General features: G+C 70.1%; 26 protein-coding genes and 2 pseudogenes. 17 read left to right on the forward strand and 11 right to left on the reverse strand.

The window, feature by feature from the left end:
* The 3 genes from ACFWV2_RS31880 to ACFWV2_RS31890 form a co-directional block, all read right to left on the reverse strand.
* On the reverse strand, positions 1–319 hold a 319-nt coding region (locus ACFWV2_RS31880; protein ID WP_384410530.1), incomplete at its 3' end, for a hypothetical protein.
* Positions 320–634: 315 nt separating this feature from the next.
* A complete protein-coding gene (locus ACFWV2_RS31885; RefSeq protein WP_384410533.1) occupies positions 635–916 on the reverse strand; it encodes a hypothetical protein in 282 nt (93 codons plus the stop codon).
* A 28-nt stretch (positions 917–944) separates the two neighbouring features.
* Positions 945–1,163 (reverse strand): hypothetical protein, encoded by a 219-nt coding sequence (locus ACFWV2_RS31890; protein ID WP_384410535.1) that lies wholly within the window; start codon positions 1,161–1,163, stop codon positions 945–947.
* A gap of 3 nt (positions 1,164–1,166) precedes the next feature.
* Between ACFWV2_RS31890 and ACFWV2_RS31895 the strand changes: the two are divergent.
* Both ACFWV2_RS31895 and ACFWV2_RS31900 read left to right on the forward strand, forming a co-directional pair.
* Positions 1,167–1,719: pseudogene (locus ACFWV2_RS31895) on the forward strand (transposase); the annotation flags it as partial.
* Between the two features lie 50 nt (positions 1,720–1,769).
* Positions 1,770–2,432: an HAD family hydrolase gene (locus tag ACFWV2_RS31900; RefSeq protein ID WP_384410538.1), complete on the forward strand. Its 663-nt coding sequence runs from the start codon at positions 1,770–1,772 to the stop codon at positions 2,430–2,432.
* Here ACFWV2_RS31900 and ACFWV2_RS31905 read toward each other — a convergent pair.
* On the reverse strand, positions 2,413–3,630 hold the full coding sequence (locus ACFWV2_RS31905; protein WP_384410541.1) for a helix-turn-helix transcriptional regulator: 1,218 nt from the start codon (positions 3,628–3,630) through the stop codon (positions 2,413–2,415). The genes ACFWV2_RS31900 and ACFWV2_RS31905 overlap by 20 nt on opposite strands.
* Positions 3,631–3,812: 182 nt before the next feature.
* On the opposite strand from ACFWV2_RS31905, the gene ACFWV2_RS31910 reads away from it, so the two are divergent.
* From ACFWV2_RS31910 to ACFWV2_RS31940, 7 genes are all read left to right on the forward strand, one after another.
* The gene (locus ACFWV2_RS31910; RefSeq protein WP_384410543.1) at positions 3,813–4,226 is read left to right on the forward strand and encodes a hypothetical protein; all 414 of its coding nucleotides are present in this window, start codon (positions 3,813–3,815) and stop codon (positions 4,224–4,226) included.
* A gap of 38 nt (positions 4,227–4,264) precedes the next feature.
* On the forward strand, positions 4,265–4,780 hold the full coding sequence (locus ACFWV2_RS31915) for a hypothetical protein (RefSeq protein WP_384410546.1): 516 nt from the start codon (positions 4,265–4,267) through the stop codon (positions 4,778–4,780).
* Positions 4,773–5,207, forward strand: a complete 435-nt coding sequence (locus ACFWV2_RS31920; RefSeq protein WP_384410548.1) for an ATP-binding protein — start codon at positions 4,773–4,775, stop codon at positions 5,205–5,207. Before ACFWV2_RS31915 ends, ACFWV2_RS31920 begins: the two co-directional genes overlap by 8 nt.
* Before the next feature lie 260 nt (positions 5,208–5,467).
* Positions 5,468–6,145 carry a hypothetical protein gene (locus ACFWV2_RS31925; RefSeq protein ID WP_384410551.1) on the forward strand — a complete coding sequence of 226 codons (678 nt, stop codon included), beginning with the start codon at positions 5,468–5,470 and terminating at the stop codon, positions 6,143–6,145.
* On the forward strand, positions 6,142–6,693 hold the full coding sequence (locus ACFWV2_RS31930; RefSeq protein ID WP_384410554.1) for a hypothetical protein: 552 nt from the start codon (positions 6,142–6,144) through the stop codon (positions 6,691–6,693). The genes ACFWV2_RS31925 and ACFWV2_RS31930 overlap by 4 nt, the downstream gene beginning before the upstream one ends.
* Positions 6,694–6,999: 306 nt before the next feature.
* On the forward strand, positions 7,000–7,245 hold the full coding sequence (locus ACFWV2_RS31935; RefSeq protein ID WP_384410557.1) for a hypothetical protein: 246 nt from the start codon (positions 7,000–7,002) through the stop codon (positions 7,243–7,245).
* Between the two features lie 6 nt (positions 7,246–7,251).
* Positions 7,252–7,596: a hypothetical protein gene (locus ACFWV2_RS31940; protein ID WP_384410560.1), complete on the forward strand. Its 345-nt coding sequence runs from the start codon at positions 7,252–7,254 to the stop codon at positions 7,594–7,596.
* Positions 7,597–8,220: 624 nt separating this feature from the next.
* On the opposite strand, the gene ACFWV2_RS31945 is transcribed toward ACFWV2_RS31940, so the two are convergent.
* Both ACFWV2_RS31945 and ACFWV2_RS31950 read right to left on the reverse strand, forming a co-directional pair.
* The gene (locus ACFWV2_RS31945; RefSeq protein ID WP_384410563.1) at positions 8,221–8,556 is read right to left on the reverse strand and encodes a hypothetical protein; all 336 of its coding nucleotides are present in this window, start codon (positions 8,554–8,556) and stop codon (positions 8,221–8,223) included.
* Positions 8,557–8,776: 220 nt separating this feature from the next.
* A complete protein-coding gene (locus ACFWV2_RS31950; RefSeq protein WP_384410566.1) occupies positions 8,777–10,966 on the reverse strand; it encodes a HEAT repeat domain-containing protein in 2,190 nt (729 codons plus the stop codon).
* Between the two features lie 279 nt (positions 10,967–11,245).
* Between ACFWV2_RS31950 and ACFWV2_RS31955 the strand changes: the two genes are divergently transcribed.
* The 3 genes from ACFWV2_RS31955 to ACFWV2_RS31965 all read left to right on the forward strand — a co-directional run bounded on the left by ACFWV2_RS31955 (position 11,246) and on the right by ACFWV2_RS31965 (position 13,918).
* Positions 11,246–11,698 (forward strand): hypothetical protein, encoded by a 453-nt coding sequence (locus ACFWV2_RS31955; protein ID WP_384410569.1) that lies wholly within the window; start codon positions 11,246–11,248, stop codon positions 11,696–11,698.
* A 149-nt stretch (positions 11,699–11,847) separates the two neighbouring features.
* Positions 11,848–13,269, forward strand: a complete 1,422-nt coding sequence (locus ACFWV2_RS31960; protein WP_384410572.1) for a hypothetical protein — start codon at positions 11,848–11,850, stop codon at positions 13,267–13,269.
* 241 nt (positions 13,270–13,510) lie between these two features.
* Positions 13,511–13,918, forward strand: a complete 408-nt coding sequence (locus tag ACFWV2_RS31965) for a hypothetical protein (RefSeq protein ID WP_384410575.1) — start codon at positions 13,511–13,513, stop codon at positions 13,916–13,918.
* An 8-nt stretch (positions 13,919–13,926) separates the two neighbouring features.
* On the opposite strand, the gene ACFWV2_RS31970 is transcribed toward ACFWV2_RS31965, so the two are convergent.
* Together ACFWV2_RS31970 and ACFWV2_RS31975 are read right to left on the reverse strand one after the other, a co-directional pair.
* The gene (locus tag ACFWV2_RS31970) at positions 13,927–14,325 is read right to left on the reverse strand and encodes a hypothetical protein (RefSeq protein ID WP_384410578.1); all 399 of its coding nucleotides are present in this window, start codon (positions 14,323–14,325) and stop codon (positions 13,927–13,929) included.
* Positions 14,322–15,170, reverse strand: a complete 849-nt coding sequence (locus ACFWV2_RS31975) for an IS5 family transposase (protein WP_384410581.1) — start codon at positions 15,168–15,170, stop codon at positions 14,322–14,324. The genes ACFWV2_RS31970 and ACFWV2_RS31975 overlap by 4 nt, the downstream gene beginning before the upstream one ends.
* Before the next feature lie 135 nt (positions 15,171–15,305).
* Between ACFWV2_RS31975 and ACFWV2_RS31980 the strand changes: the two are divergent.
* A pseudogene (locus tag ACFWV2_RS31980) lies at positions 15,306–15,623 on the forward strand (HNH endonuclease family protein); the annotation flags it as partial.
* Between the two features lie 436 nt (positions 15,624–16,059).
* On the opposite strand, the gene ACFWV2_RS31985 reads toward ACFWV2_RS31980, so the two are convergent.
* Positions 16,060–17,469, reverse strand: a complete 1,410-nt coding sequence (locus tag ACFWV2_RS31985; RefSeq protein ID WP_384410584.1) for a hypothetical protein — start codon at positions 17,467–17,469, stop codon at positions 16,060–16,062.
* 158 nt (positions 17,470–17,627) lie between these two features.
* On the opposite strand from ACFWV2_RS31985, the gene ACFWV2_RS31990 reads away from it, so the two are divergent.
* Positions 17,628–17,909: a hypothetical protein gene (locus ACFWV2_RS31990; RefSeq protein WP_384410587.1), complete on the forward strand. Its 282-nt coding sequence runs from the start codon at positions 17,628–17,630 to the stop codon at positions 17,907–17,909.
* Between the two features lie 66 nt (positions 17,910–17,975).
* Here ACFWV2_RS31990 and ACFWV2_RS31995 read toward each other — a convergent pair whose 3' ends face one another.
* Complete coding sequence (locus ACFWV2_RS31995) at positions 17,976–19,187, reverse strand: hypothetical protein (RefSeq protein ID WP_384410590.1); 1,212 nt, start codon at positions 19,185–19,187, stop codon at positions 17,976–17,978.
* A 1,015-nt stretch (positions 19,188–20,202) separates the two neighbouring features.
* Between ACFWV2_RS31995 and ACFWV2_RS32000 the strand changes: the two genes are divergently transcribed.
* On the forward strand, positions 20,203–21,858 hold the full coding sequence (locus ACFWV2_RS32000) for a TROVE domain-containing protein (protein WP_384410593.1): 1,656 nt from the start codon (positions 20,203–20,205) through the stop codon (positions 21,856–21,858).
* A 108-nt stretch (positions 21,859–21,966) separates the two neighbouring features.
* On the opposite strand, the gene ACFWV2_RS32005 is transcribed toward ACFWV2_RS32000, so the two are convergent.
* Positions 21,967–22,362 carry a cupin domain-containing protein gene (locus tag ACFWV2_RS32005; RefSeq protein WP_384410597.1) on the reverse strand — a complete coding sequence of 132 codons (396 nt, stop codon included), beginning with the start codon at positions 22,360–22,362 and terminating at the stop codon, positions 21,967–21,969.
* Positions 22,363–22,414: 52 nt separating this feature from the next.
* Between ACFWV2_RS32005 and ACFWV2_RS32010 the strand changes: the two genes are divergently transcribed.
* Both ACFWV2_RS32010 and ACFWV2_RS32015 read left to right on the forward strand, forming a co-directional pair.
* Entirely contained in the window at positions 22,415–23,407 is a 993-nt protein-coding gene (locus ACFWV2_RS32010) for a GlxA family transcriptional regulator (protein WP_384410600.1), read from the forward strand.
* Positions 23,408–23,774: 367 nt separating this feature from the next.
* Positions 23,775–24,296, forward strand: coding sequence for a DUF6584 family protein (locus ACFWV2_RS32015; RefSeq protein WP_384410604.1), 522 nt, complete (start codon positions 23,775–23,777; stop codon positions 24,294–24,296).
* Positions 24,297–24,385 lie beyond the last annotated feature (89 nt).

Here is a 24,385-nt window from a genome sequence, read left to right on the forward strand (position 1 = left end):
GCGCCATCCACGCAACTACCTGGCCTTTCTTGGCCTCGCCGCAGCCATCTGCTGCTACAAACGACTCATCCGCCTCACCACATAGGACACGGTCTAAGGCGTTTTCGGGCTGCTTGCCACGCTGGGCGTTACCGGCACCCAGTTGCGTGACTGGCTGGAGCGGGATCAGGGCCTGCGCGGCGCCTCGGTCCCGGTGACCGTCCTCCTCCTGGGCGGGGTCGTTATCGGGTCGGGCTTCCTGCCGTTCCGGACGGATCGGCACCTCGTGATCGATGCCCCGGCTCTTACCGCGTACGGGATCGTCTTCTACGGCGTTCACTGGGGCATGATCCCCGCTGTGCACCCGCAGACCGTCTCGTGGTGGATCTGGCCCACCGTCCTGGTCGCGCTCCTGTGCGCACTCCTGCCGGCCCTGCCCGCCGCCGCAGCCCTGATCGACAGGAGCGAGCCCCGATCCGGTCCCGGTGAAGTAGGAAGCGGGCCCTGGTCCGCCGGTCGCTACGCACAGTGCCAGGGCTCCGCTCCACTTACGTTCCGTGACTGCAGTGAGCAGCCGCTTGTCCTCTTCCAGCGACACCGCACGAACAGAGCGGCCCACCAGGAATCCCCGGTGGGCCGCTACTGAGTGAGTGGCTCAGTCTGTTACGTACCCGTCAGTCCACTCGTCCTTGTCCATGACGAACTCTTCCACGTAGAAGCAGTCCGGTTCCTCGCTGAAGCCTGGGAGTTGGCGGGCTCGTTCGATCCGGGCCCGTGCGGCGTCTCTGCTCGAGTAGGTGCCGAGCAGTTTTACGTCGTCCCCTGCTTCTTCATCGGCCCAGAAGTCCTCGGGAGCCTTGAAGTGCTCGGCTTCCGTTTCTTCCGGCGCGTGATGGTGTACGTGCCAGAGCAGGTAGACCATCTGCGGATCGACCATGGTGATCTTCCGACCTTCCTTGCTGGGCTCAGTTGCGCGACAGGTACTTGCGCACCTTGTTGTAGATGGAGCCGGGGCCCTTCTTGTACGGCGGCCGGTAGCCGCCGCCCTTCATGACCCGGTCCGTGGCCTGGTCGAGGGATTCGCCGGCCTTCTTGCGATGTCCCTTCGCGAAGCTGGGGACGGGCCTTGACCCCTGATGTTGGACACACGAGACACTGGATCCTGAGGATCTGAGAACGGACATCTCGTGGTCATGAAGCACTATCCGCCGCAGTTCAAGGCGGACGCGGTCGCGCTGTATGAGTCGCGGCCCGATGCGACGATCAGGTCGGTCGCCGCTGATCTGGGGATCAACCCGGAGACGCTGCGGAACTGGGTCCGGGCGGCCGGCGCGAGCCGGCCCCGGGGACGCCGTGCCGAGGCGCCTGCGGAGCCGCCCGCGCCGCTGGAAGCGGAGAACGCCGCGCTGCGGAAGAAGGTCCGCGAACTGGAGGAAGAACGCGAGATCCTGCGGAAGGCGGCCAAGTATTTCGCCAGGGAGACGCGCTGGTGAACCGCTTCCAGTTCGTCGCCGACCACCAGCGCCGCCACGGCGTGAAGCGGCTGTGCACCATCCTCGGCGTCAGCCGCTCGAGCTTCTACTACTGGCGCCGGACGGCCACGGACCGGGCCGCCCGGCAGGCGGCCGACGCCCGCCTGGCAGCCCGGATACGGGCGGTGCACCTCGATTCGGACGGTACCTACGGAGTCCCGTCACCGCCGAGCTCCGGGAGACCGGCGGTGAGGCGGTCAATCACCGGCCGGGCAGCTCCCCTGACGCCCTTGATCGAGGGTCCGTAGGATCGCTCGCATGATTCGTGCAGTGGTGTTCGACGTTGGTGAGTGCCTGGTGGACGAGACCAGGGAGTACGGCACGTGGGCCGACTGGCTCGGCGTGCCCCGGCACACTTTCGCGTCCATGTTCGGCGCCGTGATCGCCCAGGGCAGGGATTACCGCGACGTCTTCCAGGAGTTCCGGCCTGGCTTCGACCTCTACGAGCAGCGGGAGGCCCGCGCCGCTGCCGGTCAGCCCGAGCACTTCGACGAGACAGATCTCTACCCGGACGTCCGCCCCGCGCTCGCGCAGCTCCGCTCCGACGGCCTGTGGCTCGGCATCGCGGGCAACCAGACCGTGCGGGCCGGCTCGATCCTCCGCGAGCTGTTCACGGACGACGTCGATCTCATCGGCACCTCCGACGACTGGGGCGCGTCCAAGCCCGACATCGCGTTCTTCCACCGTGTCGCTGAGGTTGTCCCCTTCGCGAGCTCTGAGATCCTCTATGTCGGCGACCGCGTCGACAACGACCTGCGGCCGGCGGTCAAGGCCGGGATGGAGTCGGCGCTCGTCCACCGCGGTCCCTGGGCGACGATTCAGTGGCACTCGGAGGAGGCGGAGAAGCTCCCGACCTTCCGGGTCGAGAGCCTCACGGAGCTGCCGGGCCGTATCGCGGAGTTCAACGCCCGAGCGCGCTGACAGTCGTCTCCCACCCGTACAGCCGGTCGTCGAGGTCACGGACGCAGTGCTCGTGTTGCCATGGCGTGAGCGCGCGCCGTACCTCGCGGATCCGGTCCATGCCGGTGGCGTACCAGGTCGCGCACAGCTGGTCGAGCGCGGCCACGGCGTACTCGCATGCCTTCTCCGGATTGCGGTCGGCGACCTCGACGGTGGCGAGGTCGCCGAGGACGACGGTGCGCTGTTTGTCCTCGCTCGGCTCCAGGGCGTCGAGGACCTTCAGCAGGGTCTGGCGGGCCTGGGGAAGGTGGCCGGCCGCGAGCTGTGTGTGGCCCGTGAAGGCGGCGAGCCTGACGGGGCTGAACCAGTCCAGCCACTCGGGCGACGTGTGCTCGCTTGGAGTAGCGAGGACGTCCTGCGCGTGTCCGAGGAGGGTGAGTGCCGTCTGCGTGTGGCCGCAGCGGGTCTCGCACTCGGCCTCCACCGCGTCGAGCCAGGCGAGCAGTTCGGCGGAGGCGGGGCCGCGCCGCGCGTATGTCCGGGCGGCTGTCATCCGCTCCATCGCGGCCTGCCGGTCCCCGGCCCACCCCGGGACGAAGGCCATGTGGGCGAGGATCGCGGCGCCGAGGAGATGGTTGTCCGCCTGTCCGGCCGCCTGAAGTGCCCGGGTCCATGTCTCCCGTGCGCTGTCCGGCTCCCGGCCGTCGAAAAACTCGATCCGCCCGGCGAGCAGGAAGGTCTCGGCGAGCGCGGCCGCTACGGTCCGCCGGGTCACCCCGGCCGTCTCCGTGAGCAGGGCGCACCCGAGCGTCGCGTGGGCAACGACCGTCGGGTGGAGGGTGGCGGGGGCGACAGTCCAGTACAGGCGGCGGTGGCGGCGGGTGATGCCGGCGAAATCCTCGGCAACGGTCGCGGGCTGGAGCGTGACGCCGGGCACGGGCACCGTGACCACGCCTTGGGTCCGCGGAAGCTCGCGGCTGTGCGCGCTGCGCTGGTCAGGCACGCCCGCGGGCCGGGTGAAGCCCAGCTGCTCGAGGTCCTGGCCGAGGACCTCGGTGAGCTTGCGTGCTGCCGTGCCCTTCGGCCACGGCGGGTTCGACGACTCCCAGCGCCGTACCTGCCGGACGGCCACCCCGACGGCCTTGGCAAGGGTCTCCTGCGTGCTGTATCCGGCGGCGATCCGGGCCGCGCGGAGCCGGACGTTACCGTCGTTCTCCATCTCTCACCTCCATTGGCGATGTGTAGCACCACTGTGCGGAAGAGTCCTGCTGAACGCCAGGAATCCCACCAACGAGTGCACGAAGGTCCGGTAATTGGTTCCAAGAGTCCTCTGAAAGACCTCGTAAGCGCCGGAGTTGAGGGGCAAGGTAGCGGCATCGACCCATCGGAGAGGGGACGTAGATGGCTGACCGGGCCCTGCTGATCATGCCTACGACCGGATGTGAGCCGCGGATCGTCGGCGAGGAGTGGGACGCCGTCCAGGTCCCGCGCAGCGTCGGCCTCCTCGCCCTGGACATCCTCGGCGCGCGCAGCGGTGGCGTGATCGAGGACGGTACGGCCTTCTACTGGTTCCTTCCCGTCGGCTCGACGAAGGACTGGGATACCGACAACACGCAGGCACTCCCCGCCGGGACGACGCTGGCCGTACCGCCCGCCCGCTGTACCGTCGGCCCCGGGCCGCGTTGGCGGATCTGCCCTGGCGCCGACCAGCTCCTCACCCAGGCGGCTGTCCTTCGGGCGGCGGTGGACGACGCCTGCGGACCGGCCGAAGGGCAGCCGGCCCCTGACTTCTCCGGCAGGAGCGCCGTACTGTGACGGCCTTCATCCACGGACCGGTCAAAACGGAGCCCGGTGTGCTCGTCCACTCGCGTCGCAGCCGCGAGGCCGGCGCCGAGACGTGGCTCCTGCTTGCCACGCGCGACGCCGAGGTGGCCCGGGCGGAGTGGGTCGAGTACGGCGTGGCCTTACTGCGCTGCGGCACGCTCTTCTCGGCCGTACGCATCCCCGCGGACATCGTCCACGCCGCAGCTGGCACCGCTGACCGTGTCGAGGTGGCGGCCTACCTGCGGACCGCCCTGGAAGGTCCGTGCTTCTACGACGGCAGCAGCCAGGCGTTCTACGCCCTTACCCCGTACAGCACCGCCCTGCGGTGGAACGTCCCGGACACGGAGTGTCTGGGCGCTGACTTCTTCCTCGGCGTCCCCGCGACCACCATCTCCGAGCCCGACCCGAGGTGCGCGGCCTGGTGGGTCGTGCCCATGGACGGCCCAGCCGCGCTCTGCGACGCGGACGACGTCCGCTGGCTGGTACAGCAGGGGCGGATCCGGCGCTCGCAGGCGGCGGCGTTGGAGGCGGGCGAGGATGCTTGAGACCCCCCTCCGGCCCCGGCCGGAGTTCTACCTGTCCGCCGACCCCACCCAGCAGTCCCGCGTGCTGCCGTGCGATCTGGAGTCGGCCGCCGTCGCGCGGCGCCTGGTCGCCGCCGTCCTGGACCGCTGGGAGCTGCCGGACCTGACCGGGAGCGCCGAGCTGATCGTCTCCGAACTGGTCACCAACGCCGTGCTGCACGCCCGTACGGGCGGCGCCCCGGTCCGGGTCGTCGTCACCCGCGTCCAAGGCGACTGCGTCCAGGTCGCCGTGAGCGACCTCGACCAGCGCCCGCCGGTGCTGATGCAGGCGGGGCCGGACGGAGAGAGCAGCCGCGGCCTGGCCCTCGTCGCGGCGCTCTGCGAGAGCTGGGGCTGCAAACGCCGGCCCTGGGGGAAGCAGGTGTGCGCCCAGCTGGCCCGCTCGTAGATGTCCTGGCCGCGTCTCGACGGCGGGGCCGGCCAGGAAAAAGGGCCCTCTCCAAGCGACCCAGGAGGGGGCGGTGCGTGACCGTCGCCGATCGGCGCGCACTCCTGCCACCGGACAGGTCCCGTCCACGACAGACCGGTGGCAGGCCCGCCCCACCCCCCACCCACTGCCCTCCGCCAGGCCATCCCTGGCACAGGTGCCCCCCGTGCCACGCCGGGGCCCTGGCGGAGGGCTCCCTACTCCTCGTGCTGGGAAACGCCTTGAGCATTCACACCCTGCCCGTCCACCGCGGCTTACGCGTCCCCTACGTCGCCCGCTGGACCGGCGAGAAGGACATCAGCCCCGCCGTCGTCGGCGCGGGCGGCGTCCTGAGGTACGCGGCACCCATCGCCGATGCCGCCTGCCGGTGGCAGAACGCCCTGTGGCGCCGCCTCGCCCGCGCGCAGGGCATGGGTGAGCCCATCTTCGAAGCCCTGCACCCCGTCCGGCAGCGGACCGCGATGTGGGAGCAGCGATGCCAGGTGTGCGGCCAGTCCGTTGCCGAGGAAGCCGCCGCCATGGGCGGGGCGCTGTATCTGGGCGGTACCGATGCCTCCTCCGGCACGGAGGACCCCATGGCGGAGGGGGAGCGCACGGAGAATCCCCCGTTGCACCTCGCGTGCGCCTGGGAGTCGGTGCGCCGCTGCCGCCACCTCCTTCAGGGCTACACCGCCGCCCGGGTCGCGCGGCCCCTGCAGTGGGGTGTCGCCGGCATCCTGCACGCCCCCGCGCGCGGCACCATCGTCCCGGTGAAGCGCACGGAGGTGCCGTACGGCTCCGCGCGGCTGGGGTGGATGCTCGCCGAGCGGGCGATCGTCCGGCTCACCAGGGTCCGGGCGGTCGACCTGGTCGCCGAGGCCGAGCGCGCCGGGCTCCTGGCCGCAGGGAGCCGGCGATGAGCACGCCCGTCCGGCCGTACCTGCCGGAAAAGGTGTTCGCGCTGCTGAGCGCGGACGAGACGTGGTGCGCGATGACGGTGCCGCTGGACTGGGCCGGGCTCATGGTCGCCGCCCTCGGCGACCAGGCCGGTCCCGTCTTCGGCGACGCGGGCCTGAACCGCGCGGCCTTCTTCCTGCCGCCCGGCGCGGGCGAGGACTGGCCGGACCTGAGCGGCGGCGCCGTCGAGTGGCACCGGGCCGGGGCGGAACTCCTTGTGCCGGGCCCGGACGGCTGCGCCTCCATGTCGTGGATGCGCTATCCCCTGGACGACGCCCCGCTCTTCACCGACCCCGACGACCTCCGGACGGTCCTGGAGAGGCTTCTGGGCCCGCTGGAGACGGCCGGCGCCCTCGGGCCCGTCGCCGTCTGCTCGCTGTGCAGCGCGCCGACCCGCGACGCGAAGGTGATCGCCTGGGGTGAGCAGATGAGCGGGGCCGGGTGGGTCCGGTACGCCTGCCGGCCCTGCTGCGACGTCGCCGGCCTCCAGGACGCCCTGGAGGACTGGTGAGCGAGAGCGCGCAGTAGGTGGTCTCCCTGGCGTGGCTGGTCGGCCTCGCGGCGCTCATCGTCCGGGAGAATTGGTGGCCCGGTGACCGCGCCGGCCTCGCGTGGCCGACCTGCCTGCTGGAAGCGCGGGGAGGAAAACCTCATCGTCCTCCAGCTAGGTCCGGCACACACAGCGACCATCACGGCCCTGCCCCGTCCACGCCTGCAAGCCCCGTACCCAGCGAATCGAGGCGCTGGGTGCCGACCACGTCGCCCAGCGCTACGCCACCACCTGCCCCCCCCACGAACATCAAGGAGCACCCACCCCGTGGACATCTTCGAGCCGAACCATCCGGAAACCGCGAGGGAAAGGGAGACGGGCCGACCCGCGCAGCTGGTGTCGGTGAGCATCACCGTCTTCGGATTCCGTGCCCGGGCGGACGGCGACACGGGGTGGGCGGCCCTGCGCCGGATCCGGTTGACGAACCCCTGGCTCGCCCGGAGAGCCGCGGCCTACGCCGCCGTCCTGGCCGCCCTCGTGGTCGCGCTCGCCGCGACCGTCTGGTCCCGGTAGGCCCCGGTGGAGGAGACGGACCCGGTCGACCGGCAGTGGGGCGACATCGGCGTGCTCCGGCAGTGGCTGGACCGGGAGCAGCGGCCGGAGGCGGTGCGCGAGGTAGGGATGGCGCGCGTCCTCGCAATCGGCGCGGCCTACGGGGCTGCGGCCGAGGCGCTGAACGGCGCGCTCGGGCTGAACCCCGGACCGGTCGCCACCCACTCGTGGGACGACGTGCGCGATGCCGTGGCGGACGTCGCGGTGGCCGCGCTCGTCGCCCTGGACACGATCGCCGGCGCCCCGGAGCACATCCTGGCCGCGCGCCTGGAAGAGCTCGCCGACCGCGTCCCCGAAGACCCGCTGCCGTGAGCGTGGCCGACGAGAAGGGGGGCGAGGGCGTGAGGACCGGCGGGCCCGACGGCCATTGACGCCCTGCCCGGACCGCCAGTCACCGTGGAGCCGCGCGCCCGCTGCCCGCCGGGGGACTCGGTATGGCGCCTGTTGGGGTCGCGTCTTGCGCTGTCGGTCCATCAGAAGCTGCTGGAGCCGACGAAAGTTCGTACGGTCGTCATGGACACCCCACCTACAGGACGGGTGCCACCGGGCTGGTGCCGGTCCCGTCGCTTCCCCGAGCACGACGGGACCGGCCCACCTACGGGGTCGTACGTGAGGGTGCACGGCAGAAACTCGCCGGACAGCTTCGATGTGCGAGCAGTCCACGCCTGAGTCTGGGGCGGTGAGGCCGGCGTGGGCCAGAAGCGGCTTGGGCAGCATCATCGTCATCGCCGTGCGCTCCGGAGCGATGAGCAGCGGGAAGACCGGCTCGTTCAGTACCCGGCCCGGCAGGTGTCTGCGGGCGACGATGATGTCGGTGCAGTAGACGGTGGCGCTGCCGCAGCCGCCGGGGTACCTCCAGTTGCATCTCCCGGTCCATCTCGCTGGCGAGCATGCGTGAGAACGCGGCGAGCTCCGGATCCTTCTGGCGGGTCCCCTTCAGCCGGTACAGCTCCTGTGCGATGTCGCGGAGCAGGTCGGGGCTGTCGTCGAACACCGCGGTGTGTCGGGGCTGTAGATGACGGCTGCCGGGAGGTCGTCCCGGCAGCGTTCGAACAGGGCGCTGTTCGCCTGGACGAGGGCGCCCCAGACCAGTCGGCCCTCGGCCAGCAAGACGTTCTGGGCCTTCAGGATCTCCGCGAGCGGGTCCTCGCGCTCCACCCAGTCGGACCTGGGTATGCGCAAGTGTCTGAACTTGTCGAACCAGGAGAAGCGGCGCGGCGCCTCCCCGAGTGCTGCTCTGCACTGGGCGATGGCTGTGGTTGGTCCCGTCACGCCGCAGAGCGTAACCACCGGCCCCACACCGCCTCGCAGGGGTCTGGAGTCGGCCCGCGTGGACCGGCCGGCGGAGAGCGTGTGGCGCCGGGCACGTGTTCTTGGGCGATGGCGCGGGGCGCCTGGGGTCAGGGTCGCCACGAGTGCGCCGCCGAAGACCTCCGCGGGCGACGCTCCCGCCGCCCACAGACCACATCCCGCGCTCCTCCCACCACCAGGTCTATTCCTCCCTGACCGGTGCCGGGTCCGAAAGATCCCTCAGGCGCGCGAGGATGACGCGGCAGGTGTACTCGACCGCCAGGTCGAAAGCGATGACGCCTGACCACCGCGGGTCGCCGCGATGGAGCCGCTCAAGGGCGGCCTGGATCTGGGGCAGGGCGGGGCGTGCGGCCGGGCCCATGCGGTTGAGGCAGGTGACGACGTGGCGTGCGGTGGCGTCGTTGTCCTTCCAGGCGGCCAGCAGCGCCGGCACGACGGTGCCGGTCTCCCTCGCGCCGCCTATGTCCCACAGGGCGGATGCGACGTGGACGAGGGTCCATGAGTCGTTCAGCACGGCCGAGCCGTTCTGCTCGTTGCGCGCGTTCTGCTCGACTCGCTCGTTCAGGATCTGCCGCAGGCGCGGCAGTACTGCCGCGCCTGCGGCAGGGCCGATGCGGCCGGCGAGGTCGATCGCGTCGAAATTCCGGTGGCCCTCGAGGAGGCGTTCCAGCAGCGGCACGACATTTTCGGGACGCCGTTCGATTTCCCAGACGGCGCCCGCCGCAGCGGTGCGCAGGGAGACATCATCTGCCTCGGTGAGGGGGCGGACGACGTCCAGGGCGGATGCGGCGCGGGGACCGAACGACGCGAGCGCCTTCAGGACAGGCTCCGCGGTGCGCCCCTGCTTGTGCCGGAGGGCGGCCTGGAGGGTTTCGGTGAGTGCGGGTACGGCTGCCGGATCACCGAGCTTGGCGAGGGCGGAGGCGAGCGTCGCAGGGCTGACCTCGGGCCACTCCCGGGAGGGGTCGACGTCGGCGAGGCAGCGGATCAGCCGGGGCGTGAGCTCCGCGGCGCACTGGGGCAGATGGCCCACCGCGCCCAGGGCACGCCAGGCGTCGGTGTCGGTGTCCAGCGCGGTCAGCAGGCTGGGCAGGGCCCGCTCGTCCTTGAGCCCGGCCAGCGTCACGACGGCCAGCTGGTGGGCTCGGCGCACGGCACGATGCCCACTGGCCCACGCATCCGGCCGGTGGGTGGTGACGTAGGCGGCGAGGGCTTCGCGGGCCGGTTCGGCGAGGGTGTCCAGCGACCCGAGCGTCTCGGCCGCGGCCGCGGCGGTGTAGGCGTCGCCCGGCAGCAGGCAGTCGCCGATGAGCCGCACCAGAGCGGTGTGATCGCCCCGCAAGGAAATGATCAGGCTGCGTGCCATGTCGATGGCGTCGTAGCGGGTGCCCAGGTCCGGGCTGCACAGCTGCTCGATGAGCACAGCCGTACGGTCCTCGGCACGCGTGCCCAAGGCCGTGTGGAAGGCCACCAGCAAGGGGGTGGTGGCGGCGTGGACGCGTCCGTTCCGTTCGAGGTCGGCGAAGGCGGCCGCGATGTGCCCGGGGACGTTCGGGTCGGGTTCGGGCTCTGCCTCGCACACACACGGACGGGACAGCTCCGGGTCCCTGCGCTCCTTGTCCGCCTCGGGCCGGGGCGTGGGGGTGACCTGGCGGAGCAGTTCGATCGCGGTCGGCGCCGTCTGGTCGTCGATGGAGCCGGGAGCGCAGCGGGCCCGGTGGACGAGCGCCGCCAGACGGGTGTCCGAATCGGTCGTATCGCTGTCGGCCAACGCGTCCAGCCACGCCCGCGCCGGCGCGGCGGCCGCAGGCAGACGCAGCGCCAGATCGGCCATCGTCCGCACCACCAGCAGACGCTCGGCAGTCCCGCTCTCTTTCACGAGGCGGTCCCTTAGAAGGGCCACTGCGTGTTCGGCGTCGTCCAGGAAGAGCCCCAGGCCCTCGATCGACGCCCTGCGCACCCGCGGGTCGGGGTCACCGGCGTAGACGACGAAGGCGTCGGCATGCTCGCGCATCAGGCGTGCGGTGTCCGGATAGATCGTGGACTCTTCACCGTCCTCGCCGCAGATGACGGCGTAGATCTCCTCGGCGTCGACCGCTTCCCTCCCGATGCTGAGCAGCAGCGTGACGACTTCCCCGCGGTCAGGAGTCGCGGGGTTGTCCGCCATCGCGAACAGGAACGGCAGGCTGGCCACCGTGCTCGAATACACGCTCCCTTGGTGGAGCGCGGCGCCGTAGAAGTTGCCGAACGCTTTCTTGCGTACGTCAGGGTCGGGCGAGACCATGCCGCGCAGCCATCCGGGCACGTCGTCGGCCGCCCCGTAGGCGTGCCCCAGGGACGCCCAGTCGGTCCTGTCCAAGTCGTTGATCATGACCGGCACTATGCACGGCCGCACTGACACCCGGGCAGGGCTGACCGTGACACCCTCCTGCCCCAGGGGCAGCCTCGCTCAGCCGCCCTGGAGAGGCCGGGGGCGGGGCGGGACCGCCGGCGCCCGGCCCGTGCTGCGTGCCGTCCGCTGCTGCCGTTGCGGAACCGGGCACCGCGGGGGCGGGGTTGACGTTTCCACAGTGAAAAACGCCACCCGCCCGGGTGAGCCGGCCCGTAAGCGCCTTCCCGGCGGCAGGAAGCTGCAGCTACAACGCGAAGCATGATCACCACTCTCGTGCGGCGTGCCCTGCCCGCGCTCCTCCTCGCCGCCACTCCCCCTATGACGCCGCTGCCGGCAACGGCCGCCACCCCGGCTGCGCCGTCGGCATCTTTCACCCCGCGCGCTGCGCTCCCGAACACGGCCGGCTCGCCGACGCGGACACGTGTGCTGCTGCCCCTGTTCGAGGCCGTCGAGCAGATCCCCGTCGCAGCCGAGCACCGCGAGGGCTACAGCCGGACCCTCTACAGGCACTGGAACAAGGGCCTGAACGGCACCGACTCTTGCAACACCCGCAAGGAGGTCATCCTCGCCGAGGCCATCGAGACACCCCAGGTCACAGCCGGATGCGTACTCACCGCAGGGTCCTGGCTCAGCAAGTACGACAACGTCGTGGTGACCGACGCAGCCCGCCTCGACGTCGACCACATGGTATCTGCGCCTGCGACGGCCTGAGCTTGAACTCAAGCAGCTCATCACGTCAGCGGCATACCGTTGATGCTTTTTCCTGAGCGCACCCAAGGGTGTGCGACGATCACGACGTGGCCATACCTGCCCCTCCACCGTCTGATGCGCCGCGCTCGCCCCTGCGTCGCGCGTCGGCCATGTCCGTCCTGACGGCGCTGCTGGACCGCTCGCTGGACCAGATGGCGGAAGCTGCGGCAGACGTCCGCCTGTTTGACCGGGAAGCCATTCGCGCGGCGTCGGATGTGTGGGACAACAATCTGTTTCCACTGTTTTGGGCCGCAAGCACGTCCATCGCCGGTGAACGCGAGCGGCGGGCGACGGCTGTACTGGAATGGATGGCCAGTCTCGGCGAGCGGCGGCCCCTATGGATGACCGAGCAGGCCGCGATTGCCGGGTACGACATCGAAGCGCTCCTACCACCGGCCAAGCCGCATACGCCAGGCCGCGACTATCGCGGGTACGTCATGGCACCGCAATGCCGCCTTACGCGCCAGAACGTGGATGAGCTGGTCCCCGACTACGATCTGGCGACGGCGTCCGTCCGCCACCTGCGGGTAGAGCGTGCCGGTACTCGCCTGACCGCCTTTCTCCAACTGGTCACTGACCGCAAGTTCGCTGTCGATGAGCCCGCACCGCCCGCCCTGCTGGACGTGTGGCTGGATGACGTCACCGACATCGCCTTCGACCTTTCCCACACACGGGGAGTGATCCTGGACGCCGGAATGCGGGAGATCGGAATTTCCCTGAGCCCGGGCGGCCGGCTCCGCGCCGCCGGTGGCGAGTATCGCCTGGACGACCGCTCATGGCACCTGTCCACCGCCGGTCGACGAGCGGACGCGGCCACCCCTCCCCGTGCCAGCCGGTCGGGCCGCCCTCAGCGGCCGCCAGGCGGAGACCTGGGCCCCGACGCACACGCTGCCGCCGCTCTTCTGCACCACGTCATGCTGGAACTCCGTTCCGTGCGCTACGCCGCCCGCGCGGATCGTGTCCCCGTACTGAAGCTGTGCCGAGCCTTCTCGGGAGCGGGTGAAGCAATCCTGACCGCCGGGTCGCAACGCGGTACCCGCCGCCGTGAGGCGGCCTTCCAGGACGTGATCCGAACCTGGGCCGGCCAAGGAGGCCCGGACGTCACCCGCTGGTTTGCCGCCGCCCTCAGAGAACGCGCAGGCCGCCCAGACCTCATCGAGACACCTCGAGCTCCCGAACGCACGCCCCCCTCCCTCACCGACAGCTCACCCTCGGCCGGTACACCTTCACAGGCAGCTCTCGTCATGGCCGCCTGGACAGCGCCACACACTGACTACCAGACAGAGCGCCCGGCCGCCTCGCAGCTCCAATTCGCCCTGCCACCCCACACCCACGAGAACACTTCAGCGCCCTGGCGACTGCGTACCGTCGGCTGCACCGATCCGAATTCCTTTCATCTCCATGCCGACGCGTTCCAGGGACCCGGCCCGTTCGCCCAGACAGGGAAGGCCACTGCCGCCTGCAGCCTTGACCTGCACAGGGGCGCCTTGTTCGTCGCGGCCGAGAACGGCTGGAGCGCGTCCGTGAGCTGACCCTCACTCGCCGCCATCCACTGTGCACCGGCCACAGCGCTCCTTTGTCGTCCCTGTCAGCGGCATCCGGCCTGGTATCGGATAACTCACCGCCCACAGTGAGAACGGGGGCCGACCGCTCTCAGTCGCAGATGTCAGAGGGCGGTCGTGAGCATTTGAGCACTTCTTGTCTTGAAGGGCGCTCATCAGCGGTTACTTCGACAGGCGCTGTCTGGTGGGGCCACAGGCCGATACTCGTCTTGTGGACTGGTTGGAGCGAGCTCGGGCGGCGGAACAACTTCGAGATTGGGACGAGGCGATCGCGCTCGTGAGCGCTCACGCCGAATGCTTCTCCGACGATCCGGACATGCACGACAACCATCTGTGGCACATGGATCTGCTGGTCCGAGCGGAACGGATTTCAGAACTTACGGAGCGCGCCCTCACGGATAACCACGCACGTCGAAGACTTAACAGAGCGCTTCGAGAGCGGGGTATGGAGGCGGCGCTGTGTGGCCGCGCCGAAGACGGCGACCGTGACGCCCTGTACGTCCTTGTTCGGCTGATGTGCGAGACGGGTCGGGTGCAAGAAGCTCAGAAGGTAGTTGCGGACATCGGCCCGGAGGACCAGTACGCACGCCAGATTGTGGCCGGCGATTGCGGGACATAGGTGTCCGGCTACGGCTTTCTCGCGAAGCTGCCGGTGCCGGCCTCGGCGAGGATGCCGAGTTTGACCAGGCGTTTCATCTTGGCGCGGGTGCCTTCGACGTTCTTCGGCAGCAGTTCGTGGCCGAGGGCTTCGCAGACGTCCTTGGCCCGTAGCGGCCCGGTCGCGTGGTTGAAGGCGTCGAGGATGCGCGGGTAGTCCGGGTGATCTGGCAGGTCCGGCGCGACAGCCGGAAGCCGGTCGGCGAGGCCGGTGACGGTCTTGCGAGTGATCGCGAGGTGTTCCAGGTGGGTCTCGGCCTCCCGCAACCGGCTCTGCAGGTCGTTGATCTGTGCACGGAGGTCGTCGGCCAGGGCCCGGGCGGCGTCTTCCTGGAGGTCCAGGGCGTCGAGCAGAGGCTGGATGTTCACGCTGCTACCGCCCGTTCTTCGCGCCAGGTGGGGGTGTTCGTGCCGGTGAGTCGTCGGATCATGACGTGGGTCATCGCCCAGTAGACGCGGGAGGCGGAGGAAGAGGGGCGGTGCTCGTAGTCGCGGACCAGGCGCCGATGCAGTATCAGCATCCCGTAGGTCTGCTCGACCCTCCACCGCTTCGACTGCGGCACGAACCCCCTGACCTGCGGGTTGCGTGCGACGATCTCGACGTCGACACCCAGGCCGGCACCGTGCGCGACGACCTGGTTCTTGAAGCCTTGGTCGACCAGGGCTTTGCGGACGGTGCCGCCGGTGTGCTCGGCGACCTGGTCCAGCAGGACGATGCCCGCGGCGTTGTCGTGGGTGTTCGCGGCGAGGACGACGACCGCGATGACCAGGCCGAGGACGTCCACGGCCAGGCCACGCTTGCGGCCGGGCACCCGCTTGGCCGGATCATGGCCGGTCGTGGAGGCGGGGACCCCGGCGGCCACATGAACACTCTGGGTGTCCAGGACTACCAGGGTCGGGTCCTCTAATCGGCGGGCGCGTTCACGGACCTGGCAGCGTAGGAGTTCATGGATGACCTGGTCGGTGCCGTCGTCGCGCCAGGCGGCGAAATAGTAGTAGGTCGCACTCTTCTGGGGCAGGTCGTGCGGGAGGTAGGCCCACTGGCAGCCGGTCCGCCCCTGGTAGAGGATCGCGTTCACGATCTCCCGCGTGTCGTAGGCACCCTGGTGGCCGCTGACCGAGCGGTGCCGGTCCTTCCACGCGGTGATCACCGGCTCGCTCAACGACCACTGCTCGTCCGATAAGTCACTCGGGTACGGCTTGCGTTCACTCACCCGATCACACCACCAGATCAGCAACCGAGGACCGGCAGTTTTTCGCCCCGCCACCACACCATCAGGCGATAGCAGATCCACTCAAAGACTCACGAACCGCCCTCTCAGCGCCACTACCGAAGAGGTTTGGGATAACACTTCGTGCCGCTCGCCGAGGCCTGGGACTCTGGCGCGAGCGCCTGGGACGCCAAGCGGCGCGAGGCGTACGCCAACGACCAGGACAGCCCCGACACCCTCATCGCCGTCACCGCAGCCTCCAACCGTTCCAAGGCCGACAAGGACCCCGCCGAATGGCTGCCCTCCGACGCCTCCTACCACTGCACCTACGCCGCCACCTGGACCGGCACGAAACTGCGCTGGGATCTGGCCGCCGACGAGGCCGAGCGCCAGGCCCTGCTCGCACTCGCCGAGGACTATCCCACCACCCTCGTCAGCTACGAGCCCGTTCCGTAGGGCGCCCCAAGCGGGCGGGAGCAGCCGGAAAAACGGCCGGGACTGAGGCAAGAAGCCGACGGCCCTGAGCGGCGTGTGCGGGCCGGTGGCGCCAGTTCGTCCCTGTACGCCCCGGCGCTTCGGCTCCGCCGGTTCGGTGAGCGCTTTGTGCCCCCGCACCGGACCAGCAGGTGCCAGGTACGGGGGCACTTCGGGAGGCGGCACCACCGACCAGTCGCCTCACTCCCCCGGGCTCACCGTAGCGGCGCTGCGGGCGCGCCCGCGGCGGGGTTCACTCCCAGGGGGTTCGTCACAAGCCCTGCGTCATGCCGGCGGGGTACAGCCGTCACATCGGCGGTGACACGTGGGGTTGACCGAGGGATGGGAGCCGTCCGCGTCGGGCCGAGCTGCGTTGGTGCGCCCCGGCGCGGGCGGGCAGCGGAGCTCCCCGCGGGGGTCAGGTCGCGGTGATGTCGGCGGGCCGGCTGCTCGGCGGGGTGCTGGTGAAGAAGTCGCGTAGGGGCTGGTCGATGCGCTCTCTGCAGCTGGTGCACTGCGCGGCGTCGTCGAGCAGGGGTGCGAGGTCGTCGGTGTCGGAAGGGGTCAGGACAAGCCAGCGCAGGATGATCTCCTGGGTCAGAAGCCTGAGTGTCCGCAACCTTTCCAGTTTCTCCTGATCTTTCTGGTCTTTGATCACGTCGCCGTGCACGTAATCGGATCGGGCCGCATAGGCCCGCTGAACGATGTCCTCCACCTGCTCCTGACGTTCGGGAGTCAGGAACAGGGCGGAGGCGCGGGAACGGATGTTGTGGGCAATGCCTCCACGTTCGTCGTGAGGGCTGATCAGCAGGGCTTCCAGAGCGATGACGTAGTCGAGGTGCAGCGCGTCGGCCTCTACCTCCCAGACGGCGTCGTCGGTGAAGGTGCGCTGGTAGGCGGCCAGGAGGTGCCGGGCGGCGCGTTCGAGGCGCCGGGCGCGCCGGTTGAGGATGCGCCGCGGGTGGGATTTACCTGCCATGACGGCGTCGATCTTCGAGTAGATCCTGGTGCAGAAGGCGGACAGGGCCTTGAGGTCCTTGGCCGGAACGTAGAAGTTGCCGGGCTCACGGACCTCGACCTCTTCTTCTCTTCCGTACGGATCCTCGTAGATCTTGATGGTGGTCGGTACGTCTTGGGGGTTCAGGTCGAAGCGGCGTCCGCGGGCGACGGTGAAGGCCGAGTCCACGCGCAGGAGTTCGCTGTCCCACAGGATCAGCGGCAGGAGGGCCTGCCAGTGCTGGGCTTCCGTGCGCAGGCCGGTGAAGTCGAACCAGGTCGGCCGGCGGGTGACCTTGCTGCCGGGGTCGGGGACATGGAGGAAGGGCGCGTCGGTGATGAGGTCGAGGTCGAGGCTGCGGGGCTGCAGGCCGTGGAGCGCCGGCATCGGGACCCTCTGGCGCAGCTCGTCCAGGGTGAAGGTCTGCAGGGTGTACTGGCCCAGCTGGATCCGCGTTCCCCTGGGGAGGTCGGCGTTGAGGAGCAGCCATCGTTCGGGGACCGGTGCCGGGCCGGTGCAGAAGGCGACGAAGCTGTCGGCTACCTCAGTGAGGGGCACGTCCGCGCCCTGGGCGATCAGGCGTGTCGCCTCGCCCAGGCCCGACTCCCCCAGCAGGGCCGAAAAGCTCGGGACCCAGTCACCTTCGACCTTCCCGTAGAGGTCGGGATGCTCGTCCCGGGGCGCCGCAGCAGCCACCGCATCTTCCAGGACGTCCCAATGCGGCAGCGTCGCCAGGCCTACGTCGGTGATGGCCTGGGGGGTCGGTGGCAGTGTGCGGGCGTGCTCGAGCCACGACAGGACGGTCTCGTGCAGGGGAGGATGCGTGCTCATACGGCCCGAACGTAGTGGGCCGCCGTGCCCGTGGGCAGCGGTTTTCCCACACCGAGACCGGCCGGAAGCAGTGGCCCCGGCCTGCGGCCTACGGGGTTCTGGCGGCCGGACCGAAAAGCACAGGACGTCGCGGTCGGGGCGGCTTCACACTGGCGGGGATGCCTATGGAACCGGCAGACCTGCCGACCGTCGACATGGATGTCCCCGCGACCTGGCCCCACCCGCTCGCCGACCTTGTCGGCCAGCTCGCCGCCGACGCCCGCCACGCGGAGCGTGCCCCGGAGCACTACCAGAACCTCGACCTCCTGTCGCACGAGGACACCGTCCTCACCCACCTCGAAGGACACCTCGTCCGGGCCCGCCACCACACCCGTCTGCTGGCGCCCGGAACCGGAAACCCGGGTTCGAATCCCGGCGAAGGCTGCATTCGGACGCGGTAGCTGCTGCCGGTTTCTGGCGGCCAGGCGGGCACGGCAGTGGGCGTCTCGTCCGGGGCAGGAAGGTCGTCAGGGGCGGAACCCGCGGTCGGGGTCCCGGGTGTGATCCGGCCTGAACGGTTCGAACCACTCGTCGGCGGCGAGGTTCACCATACCCATGGCCTGATGGACCTCGCTGTCGGAGTCTTCCATGCCGTCGAGCTGGGCGTCGAAGAGCATCAGCACGTCGTGGTCCTCGAAGAGGTAGGTCAAGCAGCCGTCCCAGTCGTAGTCGGCGCCGCTTTGGGGCAGGCCGCCAACGAGCTGTGCGAGGGCGTTGGGGCGGTTGGCGGTGATCGACCGGGCCTGGCCGATGATCAGGTGCAGCGCCATCTCCTCGGCCGTGCAGCGGGGCTCCACTCCGGCACGGCCCTCGTCGCGCAGGCCGGTGGCGAGGTCGTCGAAGGTCCGGGCCATCTGCCGGCGCCACTGCCCGTCGCGGCGCAGCGTGATCGGGGGGAGCTGGCCGAACACCCCGCCAGCGCGTCGTGGAAGGGGTTCGTCGCCGAGTGCGGTCACTTCCTGCCAGGCAAGGGTGGTCAGTTCCTCGGCCGCCCGGCGCAGCACGGCGGTGGTGCGTGGCGTCAGTACGTCCTCTTCCTCGTCCGGCCACGGTTCCTCGTCCTCGTCGTCAAGGTGCCAGTGCGGGTGCTGGATGCGGGAGGTGAGCCGGGCGCGGGCGTGGGCGGTGGCGTGCTCGGGATCGGCGAGGCAGGTGTCGATGAGCTGGAGGTCGTCGTCGAAGGGCTCGGCGGCGAGTTCGACGGCGGCCTGGGCCAGGAGGCGGGTGCTGGTGTCGGCGTCCGGCTTCGCGCATGGCAGGACGACGGCGTAGTGGTTGTCGGTCAGCCGGTCGATGACCTCGGCGATGACGGCGGTGACGATGGTCTGTTCGTCGAAGGGGGCCTGGATGTCGAGCTGGTCGAGGAGGAGAAAGTTGCCGGGGTATTCCACGGCGTCCTCCAGGTCGGGCGTGGGCTCGCCGTCGGGGGTGAGGAGGGAGCTGGCGGCGAGGGCGCACAAGCCGCCGTGGTCGGTCATCCGTTCGGCCAGGTTGCCGGCGCCGTAGTGCTGGCAGCGTGCCGCGTGCAGGCTGCCAACCTCACGTTCTGCGTCCAGGATGCGAATGTGCCACTCCTGCAGTCCCTGTTCGGTACCGGCGAGCCGGTGGCGGTGGCGCAGTTCGATCCCCAGATTCGTGAGATCGGGTACGGGACGGGCTGTCGCCGCGGGAGCGGTCATCGTTGCTCTCCTGTCGGCCGGCCACGGGTGCTGAGGCGGCATCCACCGTAGCGGCTCGCGGGCGGCCCCCCGTCCCTCGAGTCCCATCTCACCCATTCGTACCGGAAGTTACGCATCAGCGGACGACACGAACTCGACCGCTTCTTCCCGGCCGACGAACCACCCGACCCGGCCCCGGTCCTCCTCTACCAGCCCCGCCCCACCCTCACACCCTCGACGGGACCGACGACGGCGTCGGCCTGAGCGGTGGGTCGTCGACGGCGGGGTCCCCTGAGGGCCCCGCCGTCGGGTTCCAAGTCCATGCCCCGCGCACGCCGGGGGTCCTCGGCCCGCGTCCGCGTGGCGTGGCGCCCAGCGGTCGTGCCGCGCCGTCACGCGCGGGACATCCACCTGCAGGCCGACATCTACCGCCGGCAGGTATCGACCACGCGCGATGGCGTGGGCTCGTCCCACGGATACGCATCGAGGAGCATCTACCTCGCGGCCGGGTGGTATCAGCGGAGTTGCCCCATCAGCGCTCCAGTCGACGCCTACGACAGGAACAGCTGCTCTCTCAAGCCGAGCAGCGGAGCGACAGCCTCCTTGCAGTCCGGGAACTACCAAATCCCCGCGTCCCAGAACTACACGATCAGCAGCTGCTTGATCGGCCAGTGATGGTTCCACCCGACGCCGGGCCTCCGACGGCCGTCGGGGGCAGAAAATCTGAGCGCACCTCCCAGGCCCTGCACTAGAGTTCAGGCCACAACGACATGCACCTCCCGGTGCGAAGGCCTGCGGCTACTTCTTCCAACGAAACCCGCCGCAGGCCGACCTTGATCTCGGGAGGCACAGCATCGGGGCGCCCGGTGCGCAGGCCGGGGATACTTCCACTGTTAATGGGGCGGTCACGGGTTCGAATCCCGTCGAGGACTCAGGTCCTCGTAGCTCAGTGGCCAGAGCACCTTGTCTCCTCAGCCGACCTTGAACTCGGGCGCCCTCTGCTTTGCTTCCCCTCCACAGTGAGGGGCTCTTTCCCATGACCCGCTTCAACATCCGCGGCACGCGCCCGGCAGCCACCTCTCCCGTGGCCACGACCGGCGAGCGGACCCGCACCTTCGAGGGTGCGACCGGACACCTCCGCGACGCGAAGAGCGAGCTGTTCCTCCTCGCCATCACCAACACCGTCGGCACCGACACCTTCTACGAGAAGGCCGGCGACCGCGACAACCGCTTCACCACACTGGTCCGCTGGCTCGCCGTCGAGGACCCGATCTGGACCGCCGGACTGCTGGCCTGGCTTCGCGGCGAGGGCAACATGCGGACCGCCGCCATCGTCGGGGCCGCCGAGTTCGTCCACGCCCGCCTCCAGGCCGGGAAGACGGCCACCACCCCGCAGCCGGTGGCCATGGACGGCGCCGTGCCGCACTCCAACCGGGCCGTCGTCGCCGCCGCGCTCCAGCGCGCGGACGAGCCCGGCGAGCTCCTGGGGTACTGGACCACCCAGTACGGGCGCCGCATCCCGAAGCCGGTCAAGCGCGGCATCGAGGACGCCATCGGCCGCCTGTACACCGAGAAGGCCCTCCTGAAGTACGACACCGCCTCCAAGGGCTTCCGCTGCGGCGACGTCATCGAGCTGGTCCACCCGGCACCGCGTGCCCCGTGGCAGGGCGATCTGTTCAAGCACGCGATCGACCGGCGCCACAACCGCGGCGAGGAGCCCCCGCTGTCCCTGCCGCTGCTCCAGGCGCGGGCCGCGCTGGCCGAGTGGCCGCTGGAGGAGCGACGCCGGCTCCTCGTTCGCCCGGACGCCGCGGACACCCTGGCGCGCGCCGGGATGACGTGGGAGTCGCTGGCCGGCTGGCTCCAGGGCCCGATGGACAAGGCGGCCTGGGAGGCCGTCATCCCGTCGATGGGGCTGATGGCACTGGCCAGGAACCTGCGGAACTTCGACGAGGCCGGCGTCTCGGACAAGGTCGCCGCGGCGGTCGCGGCCCGGTTCGCCGACCCGGAACAGGTCCGCGCCTCGCGCATGTTCCCGTTCCGCTGGTGGGCCGCGTACAAGGCGGCTCCGTCGCTGCGGTGGGCCCACGCCCTCGAGCAGGCCATCGGCCACTCGCTCGCCAACGTGCCCGCGCTGAAGGGGCGGACGCTGATTCTGGTGGACCGGTCGCCGTCCATGTTCCCCGGGTACGGCTACTCGACGCCGAACCGGTCCGACATCACGCTCGCCGAGCAGGCCGCGGTCTTCGGCTCGGCGCTGGCGGCCCGTGCCGAGAACCCGACACTGGTCGAGTTCGGGCAGACGTCGCGGGAGATGGCGGTGCCGAAGGGGGGCAGTGTCCTGCGCATGGTCGAGAAGTTCGGGCAGATCGGCGGCACGGACATCCCGTCGGCTGTGAAGAAGCACTTCGGCCGGCACGACCGTGTCGTCATCGTCACCGACGAGCAGACCCGCCCGGGCTGGCTGCCGTCGAACTGCCACGGCTACGGCGGCATGCGCGAGACCCAGATCGACGACCTGATCCCTAAGACCGTGCCGGTCTACATGTGGAACATGGCGGGCTACAAGCCGGGGTCGATGCCCTCCGGCGGCAGCAACCGTCACGCCCTCGGCGGCCTGTCCGACGCGGCGTTCCGCATGATCCCCCTCCTGGACGCGGGCCGCGACGCCCGTTGGCCGTGGGAGCGGTAGAAGAAGGCGCGTGGACGGCGCCTCGGCGGCCCCCGGAATAGCGCAGGGGCGACCGACCCCGGCGGCAGGCTGACGCCACGGGCGGTGGCGTGTCCGAATTCGGTCGGGTCAGATGCTGAGTGCGTGTCCCGTTGTCGAGTCGACGTGCTCCGGGATCTCATCGTGGCGATCGCCCACGGTCGGTGTCCCGGTGGGCTCGAACATGAGGATCGCGGCGCCGGACGGAGCGTACGGCTTGTGCTCTGTGCCTCGGGGGACGGTGAAGGCCACCCCCCGAGGCAGCAGGACCGTGCGCTCCCCGCCGGGCTCGCGCAGGGAGATGCGCAGCTCGCCGTCGAGTACGAGGAAGAACTCGTCGGTGTCGTCGTGCACGTGCCAGATGTGCTCGCCCTCGACCTTGGCGACGCGGACGTCGTAGTCGTTGACGCGCGTGACGATGCGGGGGCTCCACAAGGCATCGAAGGAGGCCAGAGCCTTACTGAGGGAGATGGGTTCGCTGCTCATGGGATCATCCTGGGCCGTTTCGCTTGATCGCCGCGAGTGCTAGGAATCGCACATGGCGAAAGAATCCTCGCAGGCGGCTCGCGCGGCGGGCGTACACCGTGTCGTCGTGATCGTGGACGCGAACTCAAACCCCTTCGAGCTCGGTTGCGCGACCGAGGTCTTCGGTTTGCGCCGACCGGAGATCGGCCGTGATCTCTACGACTTCAAGCTCTGTTCCCCCGAGCCCAGCACCCTGATGCGGGACGGATTCTTCACGCTCACGGGAGTCGCCGACCTGGAAGCGGCCGACGCGGCGGACACCTTGATCGTCCCCAACCGCCCGGACATCGAAGTGCCCCGCCGCCCCGCCGTGCTCGATGCCGTCCGCCGGGCACACGCCCGTGGTGCGCGCCTGGTCGGCTTCTGCAGCGGCGCCTTCACACTGGCCGAGGCCGGAGTCCTCGACGGGCGCCGGGCCACCGCGCACTGGCAATGGGCGGATTCCTTCCGGGCCCGCTTCCCCTCTGTCCAGCTCGAAGCGGACGTGCTGTTCGTGGATGACGGTGACATCCTCACCGCGGCAGGCAGTGCGGCCGCCCTCGATCTCGGGCTGCATATCGTCCGTCGCGACCACGGCGCGGAGGTCGCCAACTCCGTGAGCCGGCGGCTGGTCTTCGCGGCGCACCGGGACGGTGGGCAGAAGCAGTTCGTGGAGCGTCCCATGCCCGACCTGCCGGACGAGTCCTTGACACCTGTCCTGGCATGGGCCCAGGAGCGGCTGGACTCACCGCTCACCGTGTCCGGCCTCGCGGCGCGTGCGGCGGTCAGTCCGGCGACGCTGCATCGCCGCTTCCAGGCGCAACTGGGCACGACGCCGCTCGCGTGGCTGACGGGGGAACGGCTCGCTCTGGCATGCCGGTTGATCGAGCGAGGTGAGTCCCGGTTCGAGGTGGTCGCGCGGCGCAGCGGGCTTGGCACCGCTGCCAATCTGCGCAGGCTGATGCGCCGCGAGACCGGCATCACACCGTCGGCATACAAGCGCCGGTTCGGTCCGGAGGCGAACTGACGGTGGGCATCCCCTGCCATGAGGGCGGAATGGCGGCACTCGTGCAGGTCCCAGCCGGTCCGGGCCGCGCACGGCGGTGTGCTCGTCCAGCACGGCGCGGGGCCCTGCCGTGGGAAGGGCGGGCCGGGCCGGGCTGGTGTCCGGGCGCACCTCGCGCGGGCTGACGACCTTCCCCGGGCCGGTCCAGGGCGGCGGAGGTGACGTACACGGGTCTGCGGGGACGGCCGCGCAGCAGGGGGGCAGCAGCCGGGCAGTGCCCCAGGGGGGCGGCGCAGCTGACACGCTCGCGCCGGCACGACGTCTGTGCTCGCTGAGGGGCGGCGAAAATGGGTCGAGCCCCGACACCTTGCTACTCGATCATGTGTTCATGTCTCAGTTGAACACCCTTGCCCGAGTGGACGCCGATATCGCCGCCGGGCGGATACCGATGGCGCGGCAGCGGTTGCGCGGACTGGTCTCGTCGTACCCGCGCGACCTGACGCTGCGCCGCCGGCTCGCCGGGGTCTACCGGATGTACGGGGACGCGGCGGAGGCGGGACGCTGGATGTACCTCGAAGAGGACCGGACCGCCGAGGAGACGGCCGCCTTCGAGGCGCGGTACAAGTCCCCCGGACGGCGGATGAAGGCCCTCGCCTGGCGCGGCCCCGAGACGCTGGCCGGCACCGCCTTCGCCGAGGAACAGCTGGTCACGGTGCGGACCGCCTGCGCCGAACTGCTCGGGCGCCCGGTCGACTGGGACACCCCGGCGTCCTACGAGGCGGCCGAGAGGATCGAGCCGGACACCGAGGGGTGGTCCCTTGTCGGTGTCGTCGTGGGCGGCGGCATTTTCGTGGGGGTCGTCGGGCACGTATGGCTCTGGGTACTCGGGGTGATGTCTCTCTTCGACTAGGGCCTGTTGCGAAAGTCGATCTTGATCGTGAATGATCACGTCTCGTGAGGCGTGGGGATCTGACGAACGGCCAGTGGGCCCGGCTTGAG

Source organism: Streptomyces sp. NPDC058671 (assembly GCF_042716475.1).
Lineage (GTDB): Bacteria > Actinomycetota > Actinomycetes > Streptomycetales > Streptomycetaceae > Streptomyces.